This window comes from Paenibacillus sp. OV219 (genome assembly GCF_900110075.1).
Classification (GTDB): Bacteria; Bacillota; Bacilli; order Paenibacillales; family Paenibacillaceae; genus Paenibacillus_Z.
Genome location: NZ_FOCJ01000004.1, coordinates 251,373 through 271,111, shown reverse-complemented (window position 1 = coordinate 271,111; position 19,739 = coordinate 251,373). Strand labels below are relative to the sequence as shown.

19 protein-coding genes and 1 riboswitch are annotated in these 19,739 nt (G+C 46.7%); of the genes, 18 read left to right on the top strand and 1 reads right to left on the bottom strand.

Annotated features, from left to right (window positions below):
• Window positions 1–75 precede the first annotated feature (75 nt).
• Both BMY11_RS12970 and BMY11_RS12965 read left to right on the top strand, forming a co-directional pair.
• Complete coding sequence (locus BMY11_RS12970) at window positions 76–621, top strand: hypothetical protein (protein WP_090576304.1); 546 nt, start codon at window positions 76–78, stop codon at window positions 619–621.
• A gap of 39 nt (window positions 622–660) precedes the next feature.
• A complete protein-coding gene (locus BMY11_RS12965; RefSeq protein ID WP_256217440.1) occupies window positions 661–1,527 on the top strand; it encodes an amidohydrolase family protein in 867 nt (288 codons plus the stop codon).
• Window positions 1,528–1,628: 101 nt separating this feature from the next.
• On the opposite strand, the gene BMY11_RS12960 is transcribed toward BMY11_RS12965, so the two are convergent.
• Window positions 1,629–2,447, bottom strand: a complete 819-nt coding sequence (locus tag BMY11_RS12960) for an AraC family transcriptional regulator (RefSeq protein WP_090576301.1) — start codon at window positions 2,445–2,447, stop codon at window positions 1,629–1,631.
• Between the two features lie 184 nt (window positions 2,448–2,631).
• Between BMY11_RS12960 and BMY11_RS12955 the strand changes: the two genes are divergently transcribed.
• The 16 genes from BMY11_RS12955 to BMY11_RS12880 all read left to right on the top strand — a co-directional run bounded on the left by BMY11_RS12955 (window position 2,632) and on the right by BMY11_RS12880 (window position 19,704).
• On the top strand, window positions 2,632–3,408 hold the full coding sequence (locus tag BMY11_RS12955; RefSeq protein WP_256217439.1) for a phytanoyl-CoA dioxygenase family protein: 777 nt from the start codon (window positions 2,632–2,634) through the stop codon (window positions 3,406–3,408).
• A gap of 24 nt (window positions 3,409–3,432) precedes the next feature.
• Window positions 3,433–4,710 carry a Gfo/Idh/MocA family protein gene (locus BMY11_RS12950; protein ID WP_090576777.1) on the top strand — a complete coding sequence of 426 codons (1,278 nt, stop codon included), beginning with the start codon at window positions 3,433–3,435 and terminating at the stop codon, window positions 4,708–4,710.
• A 129-nt stretch (window positions 4,711–4,839) separates the two neighbouring features.
• Window positions 4,840–4,969: riboswitch (SAM riboswitch) on the top strand.
• Between the two features lie 109 nt (window positions 4,970–5,078).
• The gene (locus BMY11_RS12945) at window positions 5,079–5,522 is read left to right on the top strand and encodes a hypothetical protein (RefSeq protein WP_090576294.1); all 444 of its coding nucleotides are present in this window, start codon (window positions 5,079–5,081) and stop codon (window positions 5,520–5,522) included.
• Between the two features lie 41 nt (window positions 5,523–5,563).
• Entirely contained in the window at window positions 5,564–6,343 is a 780-nt protein-coding gene (locus tag BMY11_RS12940; protein WP_090576292.1) for an aldo/keto reductase, read from the top strand.
• A 196-nt stretch (window positions 6,344–6,539) separates the two neighbouring features.
• Window positions 6,540–7,139 (top strand): glycerol-3-phosphate responsive antiterminator, encoded by a 600-nt coding sequence (locus BMY11_RS12935; protein ID WP_090576289.1) that lies wholly within the window; start codon window positions 6,540–6,542, stop codon window positions 7,137–7,139.
• 125 nt (window positions 7,140–7,264) lie between these two features.
• On the top strand, window positions 7,265–8,101 hold the full coding sequence (locus BMY11_RS12930) for an HAD-IIA family hydrolase (protein WP_090576286.1): 837 nt from the start codon (window positions 7,265–7,267) through the stop codon (window positions 8,099–8,101).
• A gap of 26 nt (window positions 8,102–8,127) precedes the next feature.
• Complete coding sequence (locus BMY11_RS12925) at window positions 8,128–8,838, top strand: 2-phosphosulfolactate phosphatase (protein WP_090576283.1); 711 nt, start codon at window positions 8,128–8,130, stop codon at window positions 8,836–8,838.
• The gene (locus BMY11_RS12920; protein WP_090576280.1) at window positions 8,835–10,154 is read left to right on the top strand and encodes an alkaline phosphatase family protein; all 1,320 of its coding nucleotides are present in this window, start codon (window positions 8,835–8,837) and stop codon (window positions 10,152–10,154) included. The genes BMY11_RS12925 and BMY11_RS12920 overlap by 4 nt, the downstream gene beginning before the upstream one ends.
• Window positions 10,155–10,446: 292 nt before the next feature.
• Window positions 10,447–11,427: a BadF/BadG/BcrA/BcrD ATPase family protein gene (locus BMY11_RS12915; RefSeq protein WP_090576278.1), complete on the top strand. Its 981-nt coding sequence runs from the start codon at window positions 10,447–10,449 to the stop codon at window positions 11,425–11,427.
• A gap of 1 nt (window position 11,428) precedes the next feature.
• The gene (locus BMY11_RS12910) at window positions 11,429–12,166 is read left to right on the top strand and encodes a sugar isomerase domain-containing protein (RefSeq protein ID WP_090576275.1); all 738 of its coding nucleotides are present in this window, start codon (window positions 11,429–11,431) and stop codon (window positions 12,164–12,166) included.
• Window positions 12,163–13,812, top strand: coding sequence for a protein O-GlcNAcase (locus tag BMY11_RS12905; protein WP_090576272.1), 1,650 nt, complete (start codon window positions 12,163–12,165; stop codon window positions 13,810–13,812). The genes BMY11_RS12910 and BMY11_RS12905 overlap by 4 nt, the downstream gene beginning before the upstream one ends.
• Window positions 13,813–13,835: 23 nt before the next feature.
• On the top strand, window positions 13,836–15,176 hold the full coding sequence (locus BMY11_RS12900; RefSeq protein WP_090576269.1) for an ABC transporter substrate-binding protein: 1,341 nt from the start codon (window positions 13,836–13,838) through the stop codon (window positions 15,174–15,176).
• 75 nt (window positions 15,177–15,251) lie between these two features.
• Window positions 15,252–16,124 carry a carbohydrate ABC transporter permease gene (locus BMY11_RS12895; protein WP_218150181.1) on the top strand — a complete coding sequence of 291 codons (873 nt, stop codon included), beginning with the start codon at window positions 15,252–15,254 and terminating at the stop codon, window positions 16,122–16,124.
• A gap of 32 nt (window positions 16,125–16,156) precedes the next feature.
• On the top strand, window positions 16,157–17,014 hold the full coding sequence (locus tag BMY11_RS12890) for a carbohydrate ABC transporter permease (RefSeq protein ID WP_090576266.1): 858 nt from the start codon (window positions 16,157–16,159) through the stop codon (window positions 17,012–17,014).
• Between the two features lie 93 nt (window positions 17,015–17,107).
• Window positions 17,108–18,322 (top strand): Gfo/Idh/MocA family protein, encoded by a 1,215-nt coding sequence (locus BMY11_RS12885; protein WP_090576263.1) that lies wholly within the window; start codon window positions 17,108–17,110, stop codon window positions 18,320–18,322.
• An 11-nt stretch (window positions 18,323–18,333) separates the two neighbouring features.
• A complete protein-coding gene (locus BMY11_RS12880; RefSeq protein ID WP_090576260.1) occupies window positions 18,334–19,704 on the top strand; it encodes a GNAT family N-acetyltransferase in 1,371 nt (456 codons plus the stop codon).
• Window positions 19,705–19,739: the final 35 nt, after the last annotated feature.

Here is a 19,739-nt window from a genome sequence, read left to right as displayed (position 1 = left end):
AGCGGTTATAGATTCGTCTACTGAATCATATCTATGAAACAATTGATAGTTTCATAGTCTAAGGAGGCGGATGAAGTGACCTATGAGCCTGTTTTTACAGTGGAAGAAGTCGCGATTATGTTAAATAAAGAGAAGCGCATCATTTACCAGTGGTTAGCAACGGGCACTTTGCAAGGGAAGCGCAAGAGCAAAGGAAGAAAAGGCAGGTGGGAGATCCCTGCTTCGACCGTAAAACCTTTCATCCCCGGCAGATTAAGTGAACACGAAAAGGCTGTCTTGGACATATCAGCTCAACTTCTTGAGTGGAGAGAGCGGCCAGAAGGCATATCCAGCATGGCTCTTTTGGATGACTTATTACTCCACTTCCTCAGTCTCCAAGACGAACACTACATAAACGAAACAGAAGTAGAGGCAGAGAGAAAGGAACGGTGCCGAAACGTTGGTATCGCGATAAGTGATTGCATCGGGTGGGATAAGCTAGCCTTGTATCAATTAATAAGCATGAATCGGAATGGATTTGTAAGCGATGCGACGTTAAGCGATATATTAATATCGAACGAGTGGGTAGCTGCATATGAATACCTGACGAACGAAATCGTTTTTGTGAGGGAAGCGGAGTAGTCGTCTGTGTAAAGAGGCTTCAAAGAGGAGGCGAATGAGTTGAACATAAGGATAGATGCGCATCAGCATTACTGGAAACCAGACCGGGGAGATTATGGTTGGCTCACCCCAGAGCAAGGCCATCTGTATGCAGACTTCTTGCCCTCTCACTTAAAGAGCCATTTGCAAAAGCACGGCATTGAGCGAACGATCGTTGTACAAGCTGCGCCGACATTGGAAGAGACGGCATTTATGCTCTCACTGTATGAGCAAGAGGAATCAATCGTTGGTGTGGTCGGTTGGCTTGAGCTCGACTCCGACGAATTTCCTCTACATTATTCTAACTTCCGCAGACATAAAGGCTTTGTAGGATTTCGTCCGATGCTGCAGGACTTGCCTAATGGATGGATTCTTCGGCCAAGGGTTATGGATAACTTGAGATTGATTGCTAAGGATGAGTTTCCTATCGATTTGCAGTTGAGACCAAGACATCTGACGGACATGAGGAAAGTTCTGCGAGAAATCCCTTCACTCCGGGCTGTAATTGATCATGCGGCAAAACCATTTATTGCAGATAAAATCATTGAGCCGTGGAAGGAACAAATCGCTGAGTTAGCACGATACCCTGGTGTGATGTGCAAATTATCGGGTTTAGTTACCGAGGCTGATCAACAAAATTGGAGCTGGATGGACTTGGTTCCCTATGTACATCATGTCGTCGAGACATTTGGTCCGGGTCGCATTATGTTCGGAAGCGATTGGCCCGTCTGTTTGTTAACCTGTGACTATGATACGGTTGTAGTGGCGTTACAGAGATCACTACCTTCTCATTTAAGGGAGACCGACTATGACGCTATATTTGGCGGAAATGCATTAAGGTTTTACAAAATAGAAGCCGCAACGCCGCCCGATTTCTTGAATAGGTAGCTCCGTAGTTCTTGGATGACGAGCACTCGAGATACTGTGTAGAAGCAGCTTAGCTTCATGTACAGTTCGGATCCGGTGTAACTGCTTTGTTTTAATGAGCATTAATTCAACCGTGAAAATGCTTGTCGATAGGATCGTGGTGAAATGCCGTAATGCTTCTTAAACGTTTTTGAAAAATGGAATTCATCGTAAAAATGAAGCGTAGCTGCAATTTCTTTCACCGATAAGTTTGTAGATTCCAAGGAAGCCTTGGCAGACGCGAGCTTGAGCTCCAACATGTATTGGGTAGGGGATTTTCCGGTCATCTCTCGAAACTGCGAGAAGAACGCAGTACGGGATAAGCCGCTATTGCTCGTAATGAAATCTTCACTCCGGAACTGCCCACCAATGTTACGATGCATTTGGAACAGGATCCTTTCCATGTCGGAATTGCTAGTCATTCTTGTTGTCTGTTCTCCAGCAAATATAAGTAGCAGCTCTTGAAGAGTGAGATTGGCAGCGTAATCGTAACCAATAGATTGAATAATAAGGGTATCAATGAGGCGTTCGCATAATCGAATAGCCTCATGTATTTTGGAGGTTGCAATTTGTTGTCCGATGGGAAGGCCTAAGTGATGGATCATATCAAGCTGGTCAAAATGAAGAAAATAAAACTTCCAGTCATCTTCCGCACACTCATAAGAGCAAGGAGTAGACGCTTTTACAAATAGTATCGTTCCTGGCGTAAGCTCTATTGTTGTGTCCTCTTGAACGAATTTACCTTTTCCTTCCAGGGTAACGAATAACCCAGGTGTTGATAGTCCTTGAGATTGAACGACTTGATAAGCGTTATTCGCCTGTACCTTCCAGATGGACTTGAATTGACATGGCGGCGGGGACGGCAACTCTGTTAACTGGTAAGGAATATTCATATAGGTCATCCGACGTTCAACCCTCTTTTATCAATTAGCTTCATGTTTTTGTACGATTATACATGTATTATTTACAGATTTCCATGGTGCGGGAGGTCATACAATCTTAAAATAGGGCTAAACAATTTGGAAAGGGGCAAGGGGAATGCAAGTTAAGGTGGGTAGTAGAGAGTTAGAGCTCGGAGGACCTCATTTGACGGAATTAAGAAGCTCGAATGATCTTCTTCATGATGTCGAGGCGCTTCGTAAGCGTTTGCAAGAAGATGGGTATTTGTTGTTGCGCGATTTTCATAACCGGGAAGATGTCTTGCGTGCTCGCACGAGCATTTTGGAAAAAATGAACCGGATGGGGAAGCTGGAGCGAGATACGCTTCTTGAAGAAGGCATCATGGCTGATGGAAGCAAATCGATTTTCATGGGTGGTACGAATGAAGACTTGCCTGAATTGCTCCATGTACTGAACGGTGAACATGTTATGCGCTTTTTTGACGGACTGCTCGGCGAACAATCGATGACTTACCACTACAAATGGCTGAGGGCCGTTGGTAAAGGCGATTTCACGGGCGCGCACTACGATATTATCTACATGGGCAGAGGAACTCATAATCTCTATACCGTCTGGTCCCCAATTGGCGACGTTAATTATGCGATGGGAGGGCTTGCGATTTGCTTGAACTCTCATAACTTTGAAGAATTAAAGAGCAGCTATGGAAAGAAAGACTCTGATCGCGATGGTGTCGGACATTATACGGACGATCCACTCGTCATTACGGAGAAATTCGGAGGGAAATGGGCGACGACCGAGTTCCGTGCCGGAGATGTACTTATATTCGGGATGTATCTGATGCACTGTTCGCTCGAGAATACGACTAACCATTATCGGTTGAGCGTTGACACCAGGTATCAGTCTGCTAGTGATAAAGTAGATGAGCGATGGATTGGCAAGAAGCCAAAGGGTCATTCTGCATAAAAAATTACATTGGAGGAGAATAGCATCACACAACTTACAGCTGTATTAATTGGAGCTGGCGCTCGCGGAGTAGGTGCCTACGCTCAATTCGCACTAGATTACCCTTATGAATTAAAATTTGTTGCCGTAGCCGAGCCGGATCAGTTACGCCGCGAGAAGTTCGCACGGGAATATGAGATTCCAGCGGATCAATGCTATGAATCATGGGAGCAGCTTCTGGATGAGGATCAATTAGCTGACATTGCGCTTATCTGTACGATGGATAAGATGCATTATGAGCCAACTCTCAAGGCATTGAACAAAAAGTATCACGTGCTGCTGGAGAAGCCGATGTCCCCGGACCCGAGAGAGTGTTTGGAGATGGAGCAAGCCGCACGAGATAATAACAGACTGCTCTCGATTTGCCACGTGCTGCGCTATACTCCATTCTGGCGTACGATTAAGCAGCTGCTGCAGGAAGGCCGCATCGGTGATATCGCCTCCATCCAATTGAATGAAAATGTAGGCTACTGGCATATCGCCCACAGCTTTGTACGCGGCAATTGGAACAATTCGAACACGACAAGTCCTATGATTCTATCGAAATCATGTCACGATATGGATGTCTTGTCCTGGTTAATGGAGCAGCCCTGCATACGCGTGAACTCCTATGGCTCACTCATGCATTTCAATATCGCGAACGCACCAGAAGGCTCCGCCGAACGTTGCCTCGATTGCAAGGTGGAATCAACATGTCCATATTCCGCGCCGCGATTCTATTTAAGCAAACAGTATACCAATTGGGCGCGTCACTTCACGCCGGAACTAACGAAAGAAAACATTGTAAGAGGCTTGCGTGAAACTGATTATGGCCGCTGTGTTTATCGTAGCGATAATAACGTCGTCGACCACCAAGTGGTAGGCATGGAATTCGCGAGCGGAGCTACCGCTATGTTCAGCATGTGCGGCTTTACATTTGACCAAGAGCGCAGAATTCAAATCATGGGCACACGAGGTGAGCTGCGCGGAGATGACAATACGATCACGTTGTATGATTTTCTAACGCACCAGAAAACCGAAATTACCATTCCTGCACAAACAAGCGGCCATGGCGGCGGTGATGCCGGTATCGTCCGCAGCTTCTTGAACGATGTCCGGAACTACAGCAGTCAAGAGACGCTGACGTCGGCTGCGGCATCTGTGCGCAGTCATTTGATGGCATTCGCGGCGGAAGTGTCTCGTTTGGAGGGCGGCAAATCAATTGAGCTGGAAGCTTTCGCGAGGGAATTATTAGCAGGTTTACAACCCCTGCAGGCAAGGTAAACGTTCAAGTTATCGACAATACGGGTAATACGAATCGAATCAATGTACGAGCAGTTATTAGGGGTTCAGACATTGTCTTGACATCAAAGCCCTTTATAGTAAAATTGAAATAATTAAATATATGGAACTTTCTTATCAAGAGCAGGTGGAGGGACTAGCCCGATGAAACCCGGCAACCGACAAACCTTTGTTATACAAAGGAATGCACGGTGCTAATTCTTGCGGAAACGCTTTGCAAAGCGAATCTGGCAGATAAGAGTGAGGATATGACTTCGAATGAATGCTAATGACCTTTCTCTTATTACAGAGAAGGTCATTTTTTGTTTTCATGTACGGAATTAATATCGAAATAGGAGGAACAGGACAATATGTCGATTATGAATCCTAACAAAGTTTCGGCTCATTTACAGAACTGCAGGATTACCCGAATAGAATGTTTTCGATTTGATCATGAGTTTAGAGGAAAGTTGCTGCATCGAGAAGAAACAGATATTTGTGGATTAATTGCGATTTCCACAAACGTTGGAGTAGTTGGTTTCAAGGAATTTAGGATTTCAACTAAAAGCCTAACGGGAGATTTGACGATGTGGGCAACACTTTTCCAACGAATAAAAGGTCTGACCTTGATTGAAAGCATCGGCTACCCTCAATTAAAACAAGAAGTATGGGGCCATGTTAGAGTGGAATTAATTGAATCGGCATTAATGGATATAGTCGGAAAAATGGATATGGGCTTAAATAACAGAGAGCTTCCAGGAGATTGGGATCGAGCATACTTATTTAATCATGCGCAAGAATACGTCTCTTTTTAAAACGTTAAATACAATCTATCTTGACGGGAGATATGAGAAGCATGTCGAAACTATCCAAACTTGGACTCGGAGGACACTCGTTCATTGAGGAGCTGGGCAACGACCCACTCGCATCGTTCGAGGAGCAGTGCGCGATTGTCAGCGAGTGCCTCGATAACGGGATTCAGCTAATCGATACGACCTATTATCAGGAAAGGGTGTCGCTCGGGAACGTTATGCGTGCTTTAGGCAGACGTAATGAAGCAGAAATTATGGCGTGGAATTTCTTCAATCTGCCGGGTCAGTCCAATAAGCTGGTCGGTTTTAGCTGCTATGAGCCCCATCATATCGATGTAATGCTGAGTGAGCTGCAAACTGATCGTATTGATGTTCTGGTTATCCACACGCATGATGATGAACGTAAACTTCGGCAGGAGATGGAGCTTGCGAAGCGTTGGGTTGAACAAGGGAAAGTGGGAACAGTCGGGCTTGGCATGGTCGAGCCTTCACATCTTAATAGCCTTCCTGCCGATCATCCCGTTACGCATATCCTTGCTCCTTACAATATTGCGCATCAAAGGACCAAGGAAACGTTTGTCATCGCAAAGGAGATGGGACTGACAACGGTTGCACTGTCGCCTTTCGTTCGAGGTTGGAAGCTTGACGAAATCGAATCGGAGCTAGCTGCGGACCTGCTGCTGAGGTGGGTGTCCGAGCAGCAATTAATCGACCGAGTTATTGTCTCAATGAGGAAAACGGAGTGGGTCCATTCGAATCTGCAAGCTGCTCGGCGTGGAGCTTTAACGGAGGAAGAGAACAGGCTGATTAAGGAATGGATGTGAGCAGCCGCGGTAGTTGAAGGAGCTTGTTCGGATGGGAAGAGGGATGAGGCAATCGGCAACCCTCTCCTTTTTAGTTACTGCGTAAAATTATCCGGTAAAGGCAATAACGATATGATGGTGAAGTGGAAAGCTTATTGACAAGATTTAATTCCTAAGATAGGATTTGGGTGAAAACCTGACAGAAGAGGGCATAGCCATGCAACTATTACATAAGGTTGGAAGAAACCCCATTATTGCAGCTGTCCGAAGACCGGAAGAGCTTGCGGATGCTTTGAGTAGCCCAGTTGATAATGTTTTTTTTATGGGTGGCACCGTAACCGAGCTGGTACAGTCCGTTCGTTTAACGAAGGAGGCAGGCAAGGGAGCCTTTGTTCACCTTGATTTGATTAAGGGTTTGTCTAGTACAGACCGAGAGAGCTTAGAATGGATTGCAAAGTATGCGGAAGCCGATGGTGTTATTTCGCCCAAGAGCCACATCATCAAGGAAGCGAAGCGATTCGGATTGTATGGTATTCTTCACCTGTTTATCATTGATACAGCTGCGCTCGAGAATGGTCTGAGGCTATGCCGGCAGATCGATCCTGACGGTATTGAATTGATGCCAGGCGTTGTTGATAAAGTAATCCGCACGTTCTCGGAATCGCTGAATGATAAATTGATTATCGCCAGCGGTCTCATTCAAACCTGTGAAGAGGTGAATGCGGCTTTGGACGCAGGGGCGACTTCTTTGTCGGTAAGCAATAAGGAGCTTTGGAATATTACGTTCGACCAATTAAACGAATCAAATTTACTATAAATTGATGTTCATCTGTTGGAGTGATGACGAAGAGAAAGCTCCCAACAATGAGGCCATGTTCCTTAACATGCGTCTTTTTGTTGGGAGCTTTTTGATTTCCATTCTAAAAAGGAGGTGAGAATTTGATGGGCGTAAGTTTTGCGAAGGGGAGCGAGCTGTTTGATCAGGTAAAGGCATTTTTTTTCGATCTGGATGGCTGCGTTTATTTTACGGAAACGCTGGCATTACGCGCTGACACTTTAGTAGAGAGGCTTAAGCAGGAAGGAAAGAAGGTTGGTTTTATTACCAACAACTCCCGGCTTAGAGCATATGAAGTTAAGGCAAAGCTTCACAATCTGGGCTTAGATATTCCCTCTGAACATATATTTACGGCTACCGATTATACGGGGCTATACTTGAAGAAGAAGTACGGCAATAAGCGCGTGAAATCCGTTGGCAGTGTTGGGCTGAGTGCCGCGTTAGCGACAGCTGGACATGATCTGCTCCCACTCGATGCGGAGGAACAGGCCGATATTGTCGTGGTTGGGCGGGATATTACGTTCTCCTACGCAACGCTGGAGAGAATTGCAAAAGAATTGGACCGTGGGGCGCTTCTGATCGGAGTTAACGCCGATGGCTGCCACCCTGGCAGCCAAGGGGAGCGAATACCGGAAACGGGCGCTCTGATTGCCGCGATCGAAGCGGTATCAGGCAGGAAAGCAGAGTATGTAGGGAAGCCTGAACCGCATTTGTTTCTTTACGGCATGCAAGCATTCGGTTGTAGCGAACAGGAAAGCGTGATGATCGGAGACAATTATTATACCGATATTACCGGCGGGAAACATGCAGGCATGCACACGGTATGGATCAGATCAGAGTCTGCCAATCCGGCTAGCCTTGCTGAGCGTGACTCTAATGACTGGCCGAAGGCGAATTATGTATATGCCACGATTGCGGAGCTATTGGAAAGCCTTAAGCTATAAAAATACAGAAAGGGCGTAGAGACTGCATGGATATTCAAATTTATCACTATGTTGAAGGAGCAAGACAAGCACGTGGTTTGACCGTCATTATCGATGTGTTCCGAGCCTTTTCGGTCGCTTGCTACGTGACAGAGGGCGGAGTTAAAAATCTGCTGCCAGTCGGGAGCATGGATACCGCTTATCAGCTGAAACAGGAGCATCCGGATTATATTCTGATTGGAGAACGCGGTGGAGTGATTCAACCAGGCTTTGATTACGGTAACTCACCGTACTCCATTCAAGACGTTGACTTCAATGGCCGGACGGTCGTACACACGACAAGTGCGGGAACGCAAGGCATCGTCAATGCCGTGAATGCCGACGAGATTATTACGGGCAGCTTTGTCAACGCGCAGGCCATTATAGACTACATTCGTTTGCGGAATCCGCAATATGTTTCTCTAGTCTGCATGGGATGGGGGGCTGTGGAAGAGGCCGACGAGGACATCCTGTTTGCGCAATATGTAAAGAACGCATTGGAAGGTAAGTCGAACGACTTCCAAGCGATTGTCCATTATCTGCAGTTCGAGAGCAGAACAGGTAAATTTCTCGATACGGTGGATGCTTCCGCACCACCGGAGGACTTTGACTTGTGCTTAAGTTTGAATCGGTTTCCTTTCGTGCTAAAGGCAGAGCCATATGGAGATTCATTGATCAGACTGAGCAAGCAAGGAGTTGTCGAAGGAGTGATCCTATGAGCCGGCGTGTACTCATCATTGGGACAGATGGACTGCGCCCAGACAACGTGGATTTGAATCGGATGCCGACTTATTCAGAGCTCATCAAGCGAGGGACGTTATTTGGTTCCTTCCAGTCAGCCTTCCCTTCAGAGACACGTGTCAGTATGACTACCTTGACTACCGGTGTGCTGCCTGGCCGCCATGGGGTTGTCAGCAATCTGATGGTGGTGCCCGGCTTCGGCGACGATGGGTACCTGCAGACGGGCGACGACGGGGATCTCTTGGCTTACAGTGAGGCGATGTTAGAGCCATTCATTCTGGCACCGACATTAGGAGATCGGCTGCATTCGCACGGGATGAAGCTTGCTGTAGCTGCCTCAAGCTCCCCTGGAGCCTCTCTTCTATGGAACCTGAAGCACCCGGAGCAGGTGATCAATCCATCGTCGACCTATGGCGTCGAACAGCTTCGGCAGCTGCATGTCGAGCTCGGAGAAGTATCTCCAGAGGAGTCGCATGTGAAGCGGGAACGTGCTCTATGGGCGACGCGGGCGTTAGTGGAGGTTCATCTACGGAGCCAACGGAATCAGGCTATGGTTCTGTGGCTGTCCGAGCCGGACGCCAGCCAACACGACTATGGGCTCGGCTCACCGGAGAGCCTAGAGGCATTGGAGCTTATCGATGCATGTGTGGCAGAGGTGCTAAGGGCAATCGAGCGGGAAGCGTTGACGGATGAGCTGGACCTATTCCTGATCAGCGACCACGGCCATTCAACAATTCGAGCTCAAGGCTCACTGCAAGAACATGTGCGAATAGGCTGTGAGGAATTAGGCTTGGCGAAGCAATTCGCTGCAGCGGGCCATTATGTGTATGCGGCACCCGATGGGGCGATAGAGCCTTCGCTGCAGGATACAGCCGCTCTCATTGCTTGGCTGCAAGCGAAGCCGTGGTGCGAGCAGGTCTACGTCAGCTCTCCCGAATATATGGATCTTCCCGGTGTGCTGCCGCTGGAGCAGCTGCTCGGACCGATTGCGCATCGCCGCGCTCCTCTCTTCGCTATTCAGCCGGTATGGTCACACGAGACGAATGAATATGGCGTGCCAGGGACGACGATGGCGCTGACCTCCTCAACGTCCCTTCGCGCAAGCCACGGGACGAACAGTCCCTACGACCGGCATGCCTTCTGCCTCGCCGTCGGAAACAGCTTTCACCAAGGTGTTGTATCGGACATCCCTAGTGGCATCGTGGATATCGCTCCGACTGTTTGCTGGCTGATCGGCCTCCAAGAGGAGATCGGCTTCGACGGTCGGGTGTTGCGAGAAGCGCTGCGCGATTAAAACAATAGATGATGGATTTGTTATAGGGCTGTATGACTTCTTACGAAGTCATACAGCTCTTTTTATTACATGCTGCCACTTGGGCTTTATCGTGATTGAAACAGAAGAGATGACATAATTGCCAAATTAAGATTGACTATGTCAAAAGGTGATAGATTTCCGGGATGCAGATGCGCATACAAAGATAGGATTTACCATCCTCCCTCAGTACCCCGTCACTTCAACCTGTTCTAAACTGAAGTCGTAACATATGATGCGTAAAGTTACCGGTTCTTTATAGGGGTGTAGTTAAATGTTAAGACAAGAAGTTTTTCTAGGCATTGACGGTGGTGGTACCCATTCGACCGCGATCGCAGTTGATATGGAGGGAAATGTCTTAGCAAAGGTAATTGGCGAATCGATTAATTATTATGCTTTAGGGATGCAGCGAGCACGCCATCATCTTACGCAAATCATTGAACAGATTATTGAACAAATAAAAATTGATTTTTTTGATAGCGTTTACATCGGAAACTCAGCGCTCAGTCAGGAAGCGTCACCGTCCATGATCGATGAGTTCACCGGAGGCATCATTAAGAGTAGAAGCGTTTATATGCATAGTGATTCCTATATCGCTTTGGTAGCTATGACGATCGGCAGACCGGGAATTCTGATCATCAGCGGCACCGGATCGATGGGGATGGCGAAGGGATACACAGATGAACTCCTGACCATTGGGGGATGGGGACATTTACTCGGAGATTATGGAAGCGCCTATCATATTGCAATTCAGGGCATTCAAGCAGTTGTTCTAGCCGAGGATCAAATGGCGAAAGCCACGACATTACAGGAAGCGCTTAAACGATATTATGCTGTAGGAGATCTTCAGGATCTTATCGATAAATTTTATAATCCTCCAGTAGATAAACACATTATTGCCGGCTTTGCCTCCGAGGTTGCGAATTGCGCCGAGCAAGGAGATGAAGTTGCTCTGAAGCTAGTGAAGCAGGCCGCTCTCGATCTTGCGGCTCATGCGATCGAGCTGGAGAAACGATTGAACATCCGTGGTGTGCCCATTGGCGCAAGCGGAAGTGTATTTAGAAAAAACAGCACGATTTTCGCAGAATTCAAAAGTCTACTCAAGCAACATTGTCCGCTATCTACGGTTCAGTTGATCGATTGTCCTCCGGAGTTTGGCGCAATCTACGCTTGTTTTCACAAAGAGAACATCGTACTCACGCCATCGATTCAAGAGCGCATGAAATTAACCTACGAAATGCTGAAGGAGGAGTAGAATGAACGCGGGTTTGCATTATATAGACGGCATATTAGAACTTATCGGAACATTGAAAGCAAAGGAACAAGAGAATTTGAGTCAGGCCGCGTTACTGATAGCCGATGCGATTGAATCAGGTCGAACGTTGCACGCTTTCGGAACGGGGCATTCTCACATGCTCGCTGAGGAATTGTTTTATCGGGCAGGCGGTCTAGCTAGCGTAAATCCGATATTGGAGGAAGGCTTGATGCTGCACCGGAATGCGGAGCAAAGCACGGATCTAGAGCGATTGGAAGGATTAGCTGCAGTGATCTTCAAGCAGCAAGCTGCGCGCTCTGGTGACGTCATCATCATTGCATCAAACTCAGGCAGAAACGCTGTCAATATTGAGATGGCTCTAGAAGCTAAGGCTTGCGGCTTAAAGGTCATCGCCATTACGAGTCTCAAGCATGCTGAGGCAGCATCGTCAAGGCACAGCAGTGGCAAACGACTGCATGAAGTAAGTGATGTCGTCATTGATAACCACGGATGTATCGGCGATGCAGCAGTTAGCATTCCCGGTTTGGCTATCAAAGTATCTCCAACCTCTACAGTTTCAGGGGCATTGATTGTGAATGCGATCGTGGCGGAAGTCACCGACCTCTTATTGCAGCGTGGAGTAACGCCGGACTTATTCGCCAGCAGCAATATGGATAATGGGGATGACCATAATCGTCGTCTCATTGACAAATATAAAGGAGTGATACGGAGCTTATGAGAACATGTCCTTCCATCTCTTCAATCGGAGAGAACAGTTCCGTCATTCGGGCCTGGTGTGACAGTAACGGGTATTCCTATCTAGGGGATACTGGAGGCGAAATTCGAATTGCAGCCTCTCATTCAACGGATGCTAGATTTACGTATATCGAGGAAACAAACACGATCTCTGATGAGATTTATCAGTTGGAAGTAGCAGGCGAACCGCCTCATTGCGAAGTGAAACTCACGTATTCGAGCGAACGAGGCTTAAAATACGCATTGAATGCGCTTGATCAAATGAGCAAGCGGGGAGAATGGCAGCAAGGCGTTAAGTATGATTACCCGCTGTTTGCTATCAGAGGCATCATCGAAGGATTCTATGGGATGCCCTGGAATCAGGAGCAGCGACTAAGCATGCTTCGCTTCATTGCCTCGAACAATATGAATGCTTACGTATACGGTCCTAAAGACGACGAGTATCATCGCGAGCGCTGGCAGGATCTTTACGATCAGGAATCTTACGACAGACTAGGCGCAGTTTTCTACGAGGCTACTACGCTAGGGCTCGACTTTTATTATTCCATCGCTCCAGGGCTTTCTATGCGTTATTCAAGCGAGGAACAATTCGCGTCGCTCGTCCGCAAGGTAAGTCAAATCTATGAGCTCGGTGTGAAGCACTTCTGTCTACTGCTCGATGATATTCCAGAGCATCTTCAACATCAAGAGGATATTGGGCGATTCAGCGATTTGGTTGAAGCACATGTTCAATTGGTCAATCGATTCTATACGGAAATTATGAAGTGGGATGCTGGAATTCGCCTCGTTGTCTGCCCTACGCAATATTGGGGTAAAGGCAATGAACGTTATATTTCGCAGCTGGGAAGCCGGATACATCCAAGTATCGATCTCTTCTGGACAGGCCGCAATATCTGCGCCCCTGAAATTACGATTAGCGAAGCTGCCGTATTTACGCAGAGCACCCATCGCAAACCGCTATATTGGGACAACTACCCGGTAAACGATGTGGAAATGACCGATGAGATGCATATCGGCCCATATAGAGAAAGGGATCGTCATTTGTACCGCTTCTCTCGCGGTGTTATCGCAAATGGGATGGAGTATGCCGAGAGCTCCAAAATCTCTTATGCAACGATCGCATCCTACTTATGGAACCCTGAGCAATACGATCCGGAAGAGAGCTGGCGCGATGCGCTGAGGGAGGTGGTCGGCCTTTCGGATTACGAGCACATGCTCCAATTCGCGGACAATGTAAGATACTCCTGTCTGTATCTCACAGACTCGCCGATGCTTGCCGCTGAATTGACTCGATTTAATTTTGCGTATTTTTTTGGGGATCGGAAACTAGCAATCGATGAATTAGAGAGATTCGTAACGAAAATGAGCGTCGCTGCACATGCACTATTATCTGGAAATATGGAAAATCAAGCTTTGCAGAAGGAACTGCATCGCTGGCTTGTTAAATATTCGGCTGGCTGCGAACTGCTGCAAGTCTGCGTTGACTATATTCGAAGTCAAGATGCAGATGAGCTGGTGAAAGTTCGCGATAATTACGAACGGTATCGCAGTGATCTCACGTATGTTTTTGCCGATGTGCTCTTTTCATTCTTGAACAAAGTGCTTGACCGCTATTATACGACGAAATAACAAATTGAGAGGATGATCTACACATGAAAAAAGCAATCATTGGACTTGCAGTTGCTACTACACTTACAGCACTTACCGGCTGTTCCGGAAATTCGAACTCAGAGAATGCAGCTGACACAAAGAATACCAGCAATGCAGCTAATACAGCAAACACAGCAAACACAGCTAATACGGATAGCAATGAAAAGTTTACGATCCGTCTAGCCGACGGCTCTCCAGGTGATGAAGTTCTTAAAGTATGGAACCAAGTGAAAGACATGTATGAGAAGCAGCACCCGAACGTCACCGTAGAATTTGTTCTTCAGGATCCACAGCTGTATCAAACGATGGGGCTGCCAAGCCTGTTGAATGGTGAAAATGCACCGGATATCTACTTTGAATGGGCAGGCGACAGGCTTAAGACGAGAGTAAATGATGGGTTTGCAGCAGATTTGACTGAGGCATTGGAGCAAGATGGACTCAAAGGCAAGTTTGCAGAAGGTAACTTCGTTGGCATGGTTTACGACGGGAAGAAATACATGGTTCCAACTGACGCTCAAGTAACAAATGTCATTTGGTATAACAAAAAAATGTTTAGCGACTTGTCGTTGCAGGTTCCTAAAACGTGGGACGAGTTCATGGCCGTTTGCGCGAAACTTAAAGCGGCCAACATCACTCCGATAACTACGGGTAACAAGGATCTGTGGACAGCTGGCAACTGGAACGCGCATATGATCTCCAGAGTCGTTGGCGAACAAGCTTATGCTGATGCAATGGAATTGAAGGCGCCATTCAACACGCCGGAATTTGCTAAGGCTATGAGCTATGCGAAGCAAATTTGGGACAACCAATACATTAACGATAGCGTCAACGGTATCAACGACGACGAAGGCGCAGCGTTGTTCTATAACGAGAAAGCTGCCATGTATCCTTCAGGTGGATGGTTCGTGTCCGGAGCGATCGATCACGCGCCAGATATGGAATTCGATTACTTCAATGTGCCAACAATCGCTTACGCGAAAGGTGATCAAGACAGCGTGATCGGCGTTCTGCAAGGCTACGTCGTGAACAAGAATTCCAAACATATTCAAGCCGCGGTTGATTATTTGAAGCTGCTCGAATCACCTGAGGTTGTTACGATGCTGAGCAAGGCTGGCTCGTCGATGATTGCACCAGGATCGGAACCAGAAACGAACCCGATGAATCTGAAGCTGAGAAGTATGATGAATGATGCGAAAACAGTCGTTTCACCTCCGGATACGGGTTATAACCTAGAGGTTGCTGATGCACTTAATTCGGCTACAGCAGAGGTTCTTGGCGGAGTAAGCACACCAGAGGAAGCATTGAAGAAGCTGGATGAAAAAATCGCCCCGCTGAAAAAATAATGTTTCGCCCTATAAGTCGGCGTCTATGACGTAGCCGCCGACTTATTCATTAATAAATAAGGAGGTTTGAAAGTAGTGCACAAATTTCGCATAGCACCGTATCTTTTTACAGCACCGGCAGTACTTTTATTCGCGTTTACGATCCTCCTTCCAATTGTGATGACGCTCATCTTCAGTTTTTATGATTGGAACGGCTTCGGTTCCATGAAATTCAATGGTATTGATAATTATATTCGGGCTTTTCACGATCATATTTACCTTATCTCTTATTGGCATATCTTCATCTATATCATATTGACTATCTTCTTAGAAGTAGTAGCAGGACTTCTGCTGGCTGGGCTTATTACGGTGAATTTACGAGGTACGGGAATATTCCGAGTCGCTTTCTTTACACCTGTTATGCTGCCGATGCTGGTTACCTCCTTCATGTGGAGATTTGTATATAATTCGGATTTCGGTTTATTGAACGCCGTATTGAAATTTGTTGGTTTGGAAAATTTGTCAAGAGTATGGTTAGGCGACCCGCACACAGCGTTGTACGCGCTCTCTATCGTGTCTGGTTGGACCTATGCTGGATTTTATATGACGATCTTCTATGCAGGTATTCAACGTATTCCCAAAGATATTTATGAATCGGCCTATTTAGATGGTGCGACAGAGAAAGACATTTTCTTCAAAATTAAAGTTCCGATGATTAAAAACTTAGTGGAAGTCGCCCTTACGTTATGTATACTTGGAGCTTTCCAAGGGTTTGACCTGTTCTATGTCATGACAAATGGCGGTCCGTATAATGCTACTGAAATTGTAACCACATATTTGGTCAAAGTTGTATTTACCAATGCAAACATCGGCTACGGTTCCGCACTGGCCGTTATTATGACTCTGGTGGTCGTCGGTATCGGGTTATTATTGAACTTGTTAAAGCGTAATGAAACACTGGAGTATTAGATGCAGTCGATGGAATGAAAGAGGTGCTCAACATGGCAAGTGCTAGTTCATACGAAGCGCACAAAAGTGGTAGTCATATCGGTTTTCGATTGGTTTATTATGTATTCATGAGCTTGTTCTCGCTGATTTATTTTTATCCGATGATTTGGATGTTATTTTCTTCCTTTCGTGTAAATAGAGATATATTTAATAAGCCATTCTCCCTGCCTACCCATATCGATTTCCATAACTGGTCTGAAGCTTGGAAAATTGGCGGCATGAACATCTACGTGAAGAACAGCTTAATCGTAACTTCGCTTACGGTTACGTTTATCTTGCTCTTCGCAAGCTTAGCATCATTTGCATTTAGTAAGTTAAGCTTTAAGGGAAGCAAAACAATGCTGCTGATGTTTGTGTTTGGTTTGTTCATGCCTCTGCAGTCTTTCTTTATTGCGCAAAACTACCTGTTTGAACACATGCATATTAAGAATACGTATTGGGCACTTATTTTACCTTATGTCGGGATGGGACTTCCGCTTGCGATCTTCCTGCTTAAAGCGTATCTCGATTCCCTTCCAAAAGAAATGATGGAAGCAGCGAGAATTGACGGCTGCGGAGAGCTGCGAATGTTCTGGAGTGTCATCCTACCTTTGCTCATTCCAAGCTTGGCAACCGTTGCGATTTTCTCCTCGCTGAATTCGTGGAACGAGCTGCTGCTTGCTTTGCTCTATGTGCAAAGCGACACGCTTAAGACGATCCCTGTAGGATTACTTGCATTCTCGAGTAAGCATGTGACGGATTATAAGCTGTTGTTCTCAGCTCTTACGATCATCACGATTCCAATGATCATGATCTATGTATTCTTCCACAAACATATTGTAAGCGGATTGACGGAAGGCTCTTTGAAATAAGAGGTCCGTTCAAACGGACGTTAACTAAAGCTTCCTACAACATGATTTCATGCGGTAGGAAGCCTTGTTATTATAGCGGGAGGTTATGCATCAATGAGTGCTCGAGCGGTAAAGTTGGCTGTTGTGGGTGGAAATCGAGGGACGAGTTTCAATCGATCGCTTGCTGTGCTGGCAGACAAAGTCCAATTGGCTGCTATTTGTGATTTGAATGAAGAAATATTGAAAACATGGAAAGAACAATATCCTGACATACAGACGTATCAAAATTATAACGAAATGCTGCAGAATCCTTCCATTGATGCGGTCCTTATCGCAAGTCCCATGCTCCTGCATGCGAGGCAAGCAATTGCTGCTTTGAAAGCGGGCAAGCATGTACTGAGCGAAGTGATTGCGGCGCATACGCTTGAAGACGCGTATGAGCTGGTGGAAACGGTGGAGAAAACCGGGCTTGTCTATATGATGGCTGAAAACTATTGCTACACGCGTTCCAATTTGGCAGTAAAGCATATGGCGGAGAAGGGGATGTTTGGTGAAATCACGTATATGGAAGGCGCCTACATCCATGAACTGCGACATATTCTTCACAACCCGAATGGCCAATTGAACTGGCGCGGGAAGCTTCATAAAGAGTATAACGGAATGAACTACCCCACTCACTCGCTTGGACCTGTCGCGCAATGGATCGGGCTAAATGGTGATGAGCTGGAGAGCATGGCTACATTCGTTTCCAAATCCCGCGCGCTCAGAAACTTTTGCGACGAGTATTTCGGACAGGATCACCCTGGGGCACAGGATGGTTTCTGGCAGCAGGGCGATTCTGCGGTTACGGTTCTACGGACCAAACAAAACGTACTTATTAATCTGCGTGTAGATTGGTCGTCACCAAGACCTCATAATACGAAGCATTATGTTCTTCAGGGAACTGAAGGGGCGTATCAGTCTGGGCGCTATCAAGAAGAAGAGGACCTGATTTGGTTAAGAGACCGGTCATCTTCCAGCACCGATCAATGGCTTGAGAGCGGAGAACTGCAAACCACATGGCGACCGCTAAGCAGCTATCAGCCTGAGTATGATCATCCACTTTGGAAAAAGTGGGCGGAGCATGCCTCCCAGGTAAGACATGGCGGCGGAGACTTCTTTGTACTTGAAGAATTTGTTTCGGTTATCTTGGGCGAACGGGAGCCGTCTATGGATGTTTATGATGCTGTGACCTGGAGCTCCGTATTTCCATTATCGATGCAATCCGTCGCTGAGAATGGTAAGGTAATGACCTTCCCGAAATTCAATAAACGAAGCACTGGCCAATAGGAGGAGCGACGATGATGAACCAAGAGAGATTGCTGCCGCAATTCGTGATGGAGAGAGCGGATCTGGCGGATTTACCAGAACTGGAACTATCCCCTGGATACGAGCTGCGCTATTATCAGCCGGGCGATGAGAAGCACTGGGAGCAAATCGTGCAGCTGGCCTTTGGCTGGCAGAAAGATTTTCATAAAGCGATTGCTAACGATCCCTTCTTTAAGCCGGAGCGGGTGCTCTTTATCTGTTATAACGATAAGCCGGTTGCGACGGCTTGTGCTTGGTATGAGGAGAAGTTTGGTGAGCATTGCGGGTATGTGCATATGGTAGGCGTACACCCCGAGCATTCCGGCAAGGGGCTAGGATATTCCGTAAGTCTTGCTGTCTTGCAGCAGATGAGAAGCGAAGGGTTCGATAGAGCGGTATTGGAAACGGATGATTTTCGCCTATCCGCGATCAAGATCTATTTAAGGCTGGGCTTTAAGCCTACTTATATCCATGACAATCATGCAGGCAGATGGGATCAAGTGTATCGGCAATTAAATAACTTCAACGTGCAAAGTCACACTAGAGCGGGCGGCTCCAAACCAAATGAAGATGCTTTGGTGGTGAATCACGCCAATCAGATTTACGGAGTGATTGACGGTGTATCCTCGATGATGGGATACAAAGATGATCAGGGCCGGTCAGGAGGGTATATTGCAGCCCAATTACTTGCCTCGGCATTGAACGCGCAGGACGCCAGCTTGGATTTGAGAGAAGCGGTTCTTACTGCGAACCGAAAGTTAAGAGAGAATATGACGGAAGCAAATGTTGATTTGTCCTGCAAATGGAAGATGTGGGGCGCTGTATTTGCTGTTGTTCGTGTTCATGAGAAGCATATTGAATATGTACAAAGCGGGGACTGCATGCTGTTCATTCATTATACCGATAACAGCTTACGTGTACTGACGCGTAATCAAGTGGCTTACTTTGACCAGTTGACTCTGAATAAGAAGAAGGAGCTTGAGGAATCGGGATTATCGAAGGAGCAAGTGTATGAAGAGCTGTTCCCTTTAAGTATCACGAATCGAAATCGAGCAAATACGCTAGAAGGCTATTCGGTCATGAACGGAGAGCCGGAGCTTGAGCATTATATGGAGTACGGGCATACCTCCAGAGCCAATGTGAGCAAAATTTATGCAGTATCGGACGGGATGTTCCATCTTATCGAGCATAACGACGATCCGAATAAATGGGAGACTATGATTCAGGATCTGAACGTACAGGGAATTGAAGCGTATTCCGACCAATTGTGCCACATCGAGAGTCAGGATCCACTTTGCACGCATTATGCTAGACACAAAGTGTCTGATGATAAATCAGTTGTAATCGTAGATTTCAACCTATAATCGACCATTTCAAGAGCGAAGGGAGCATGTGTGAA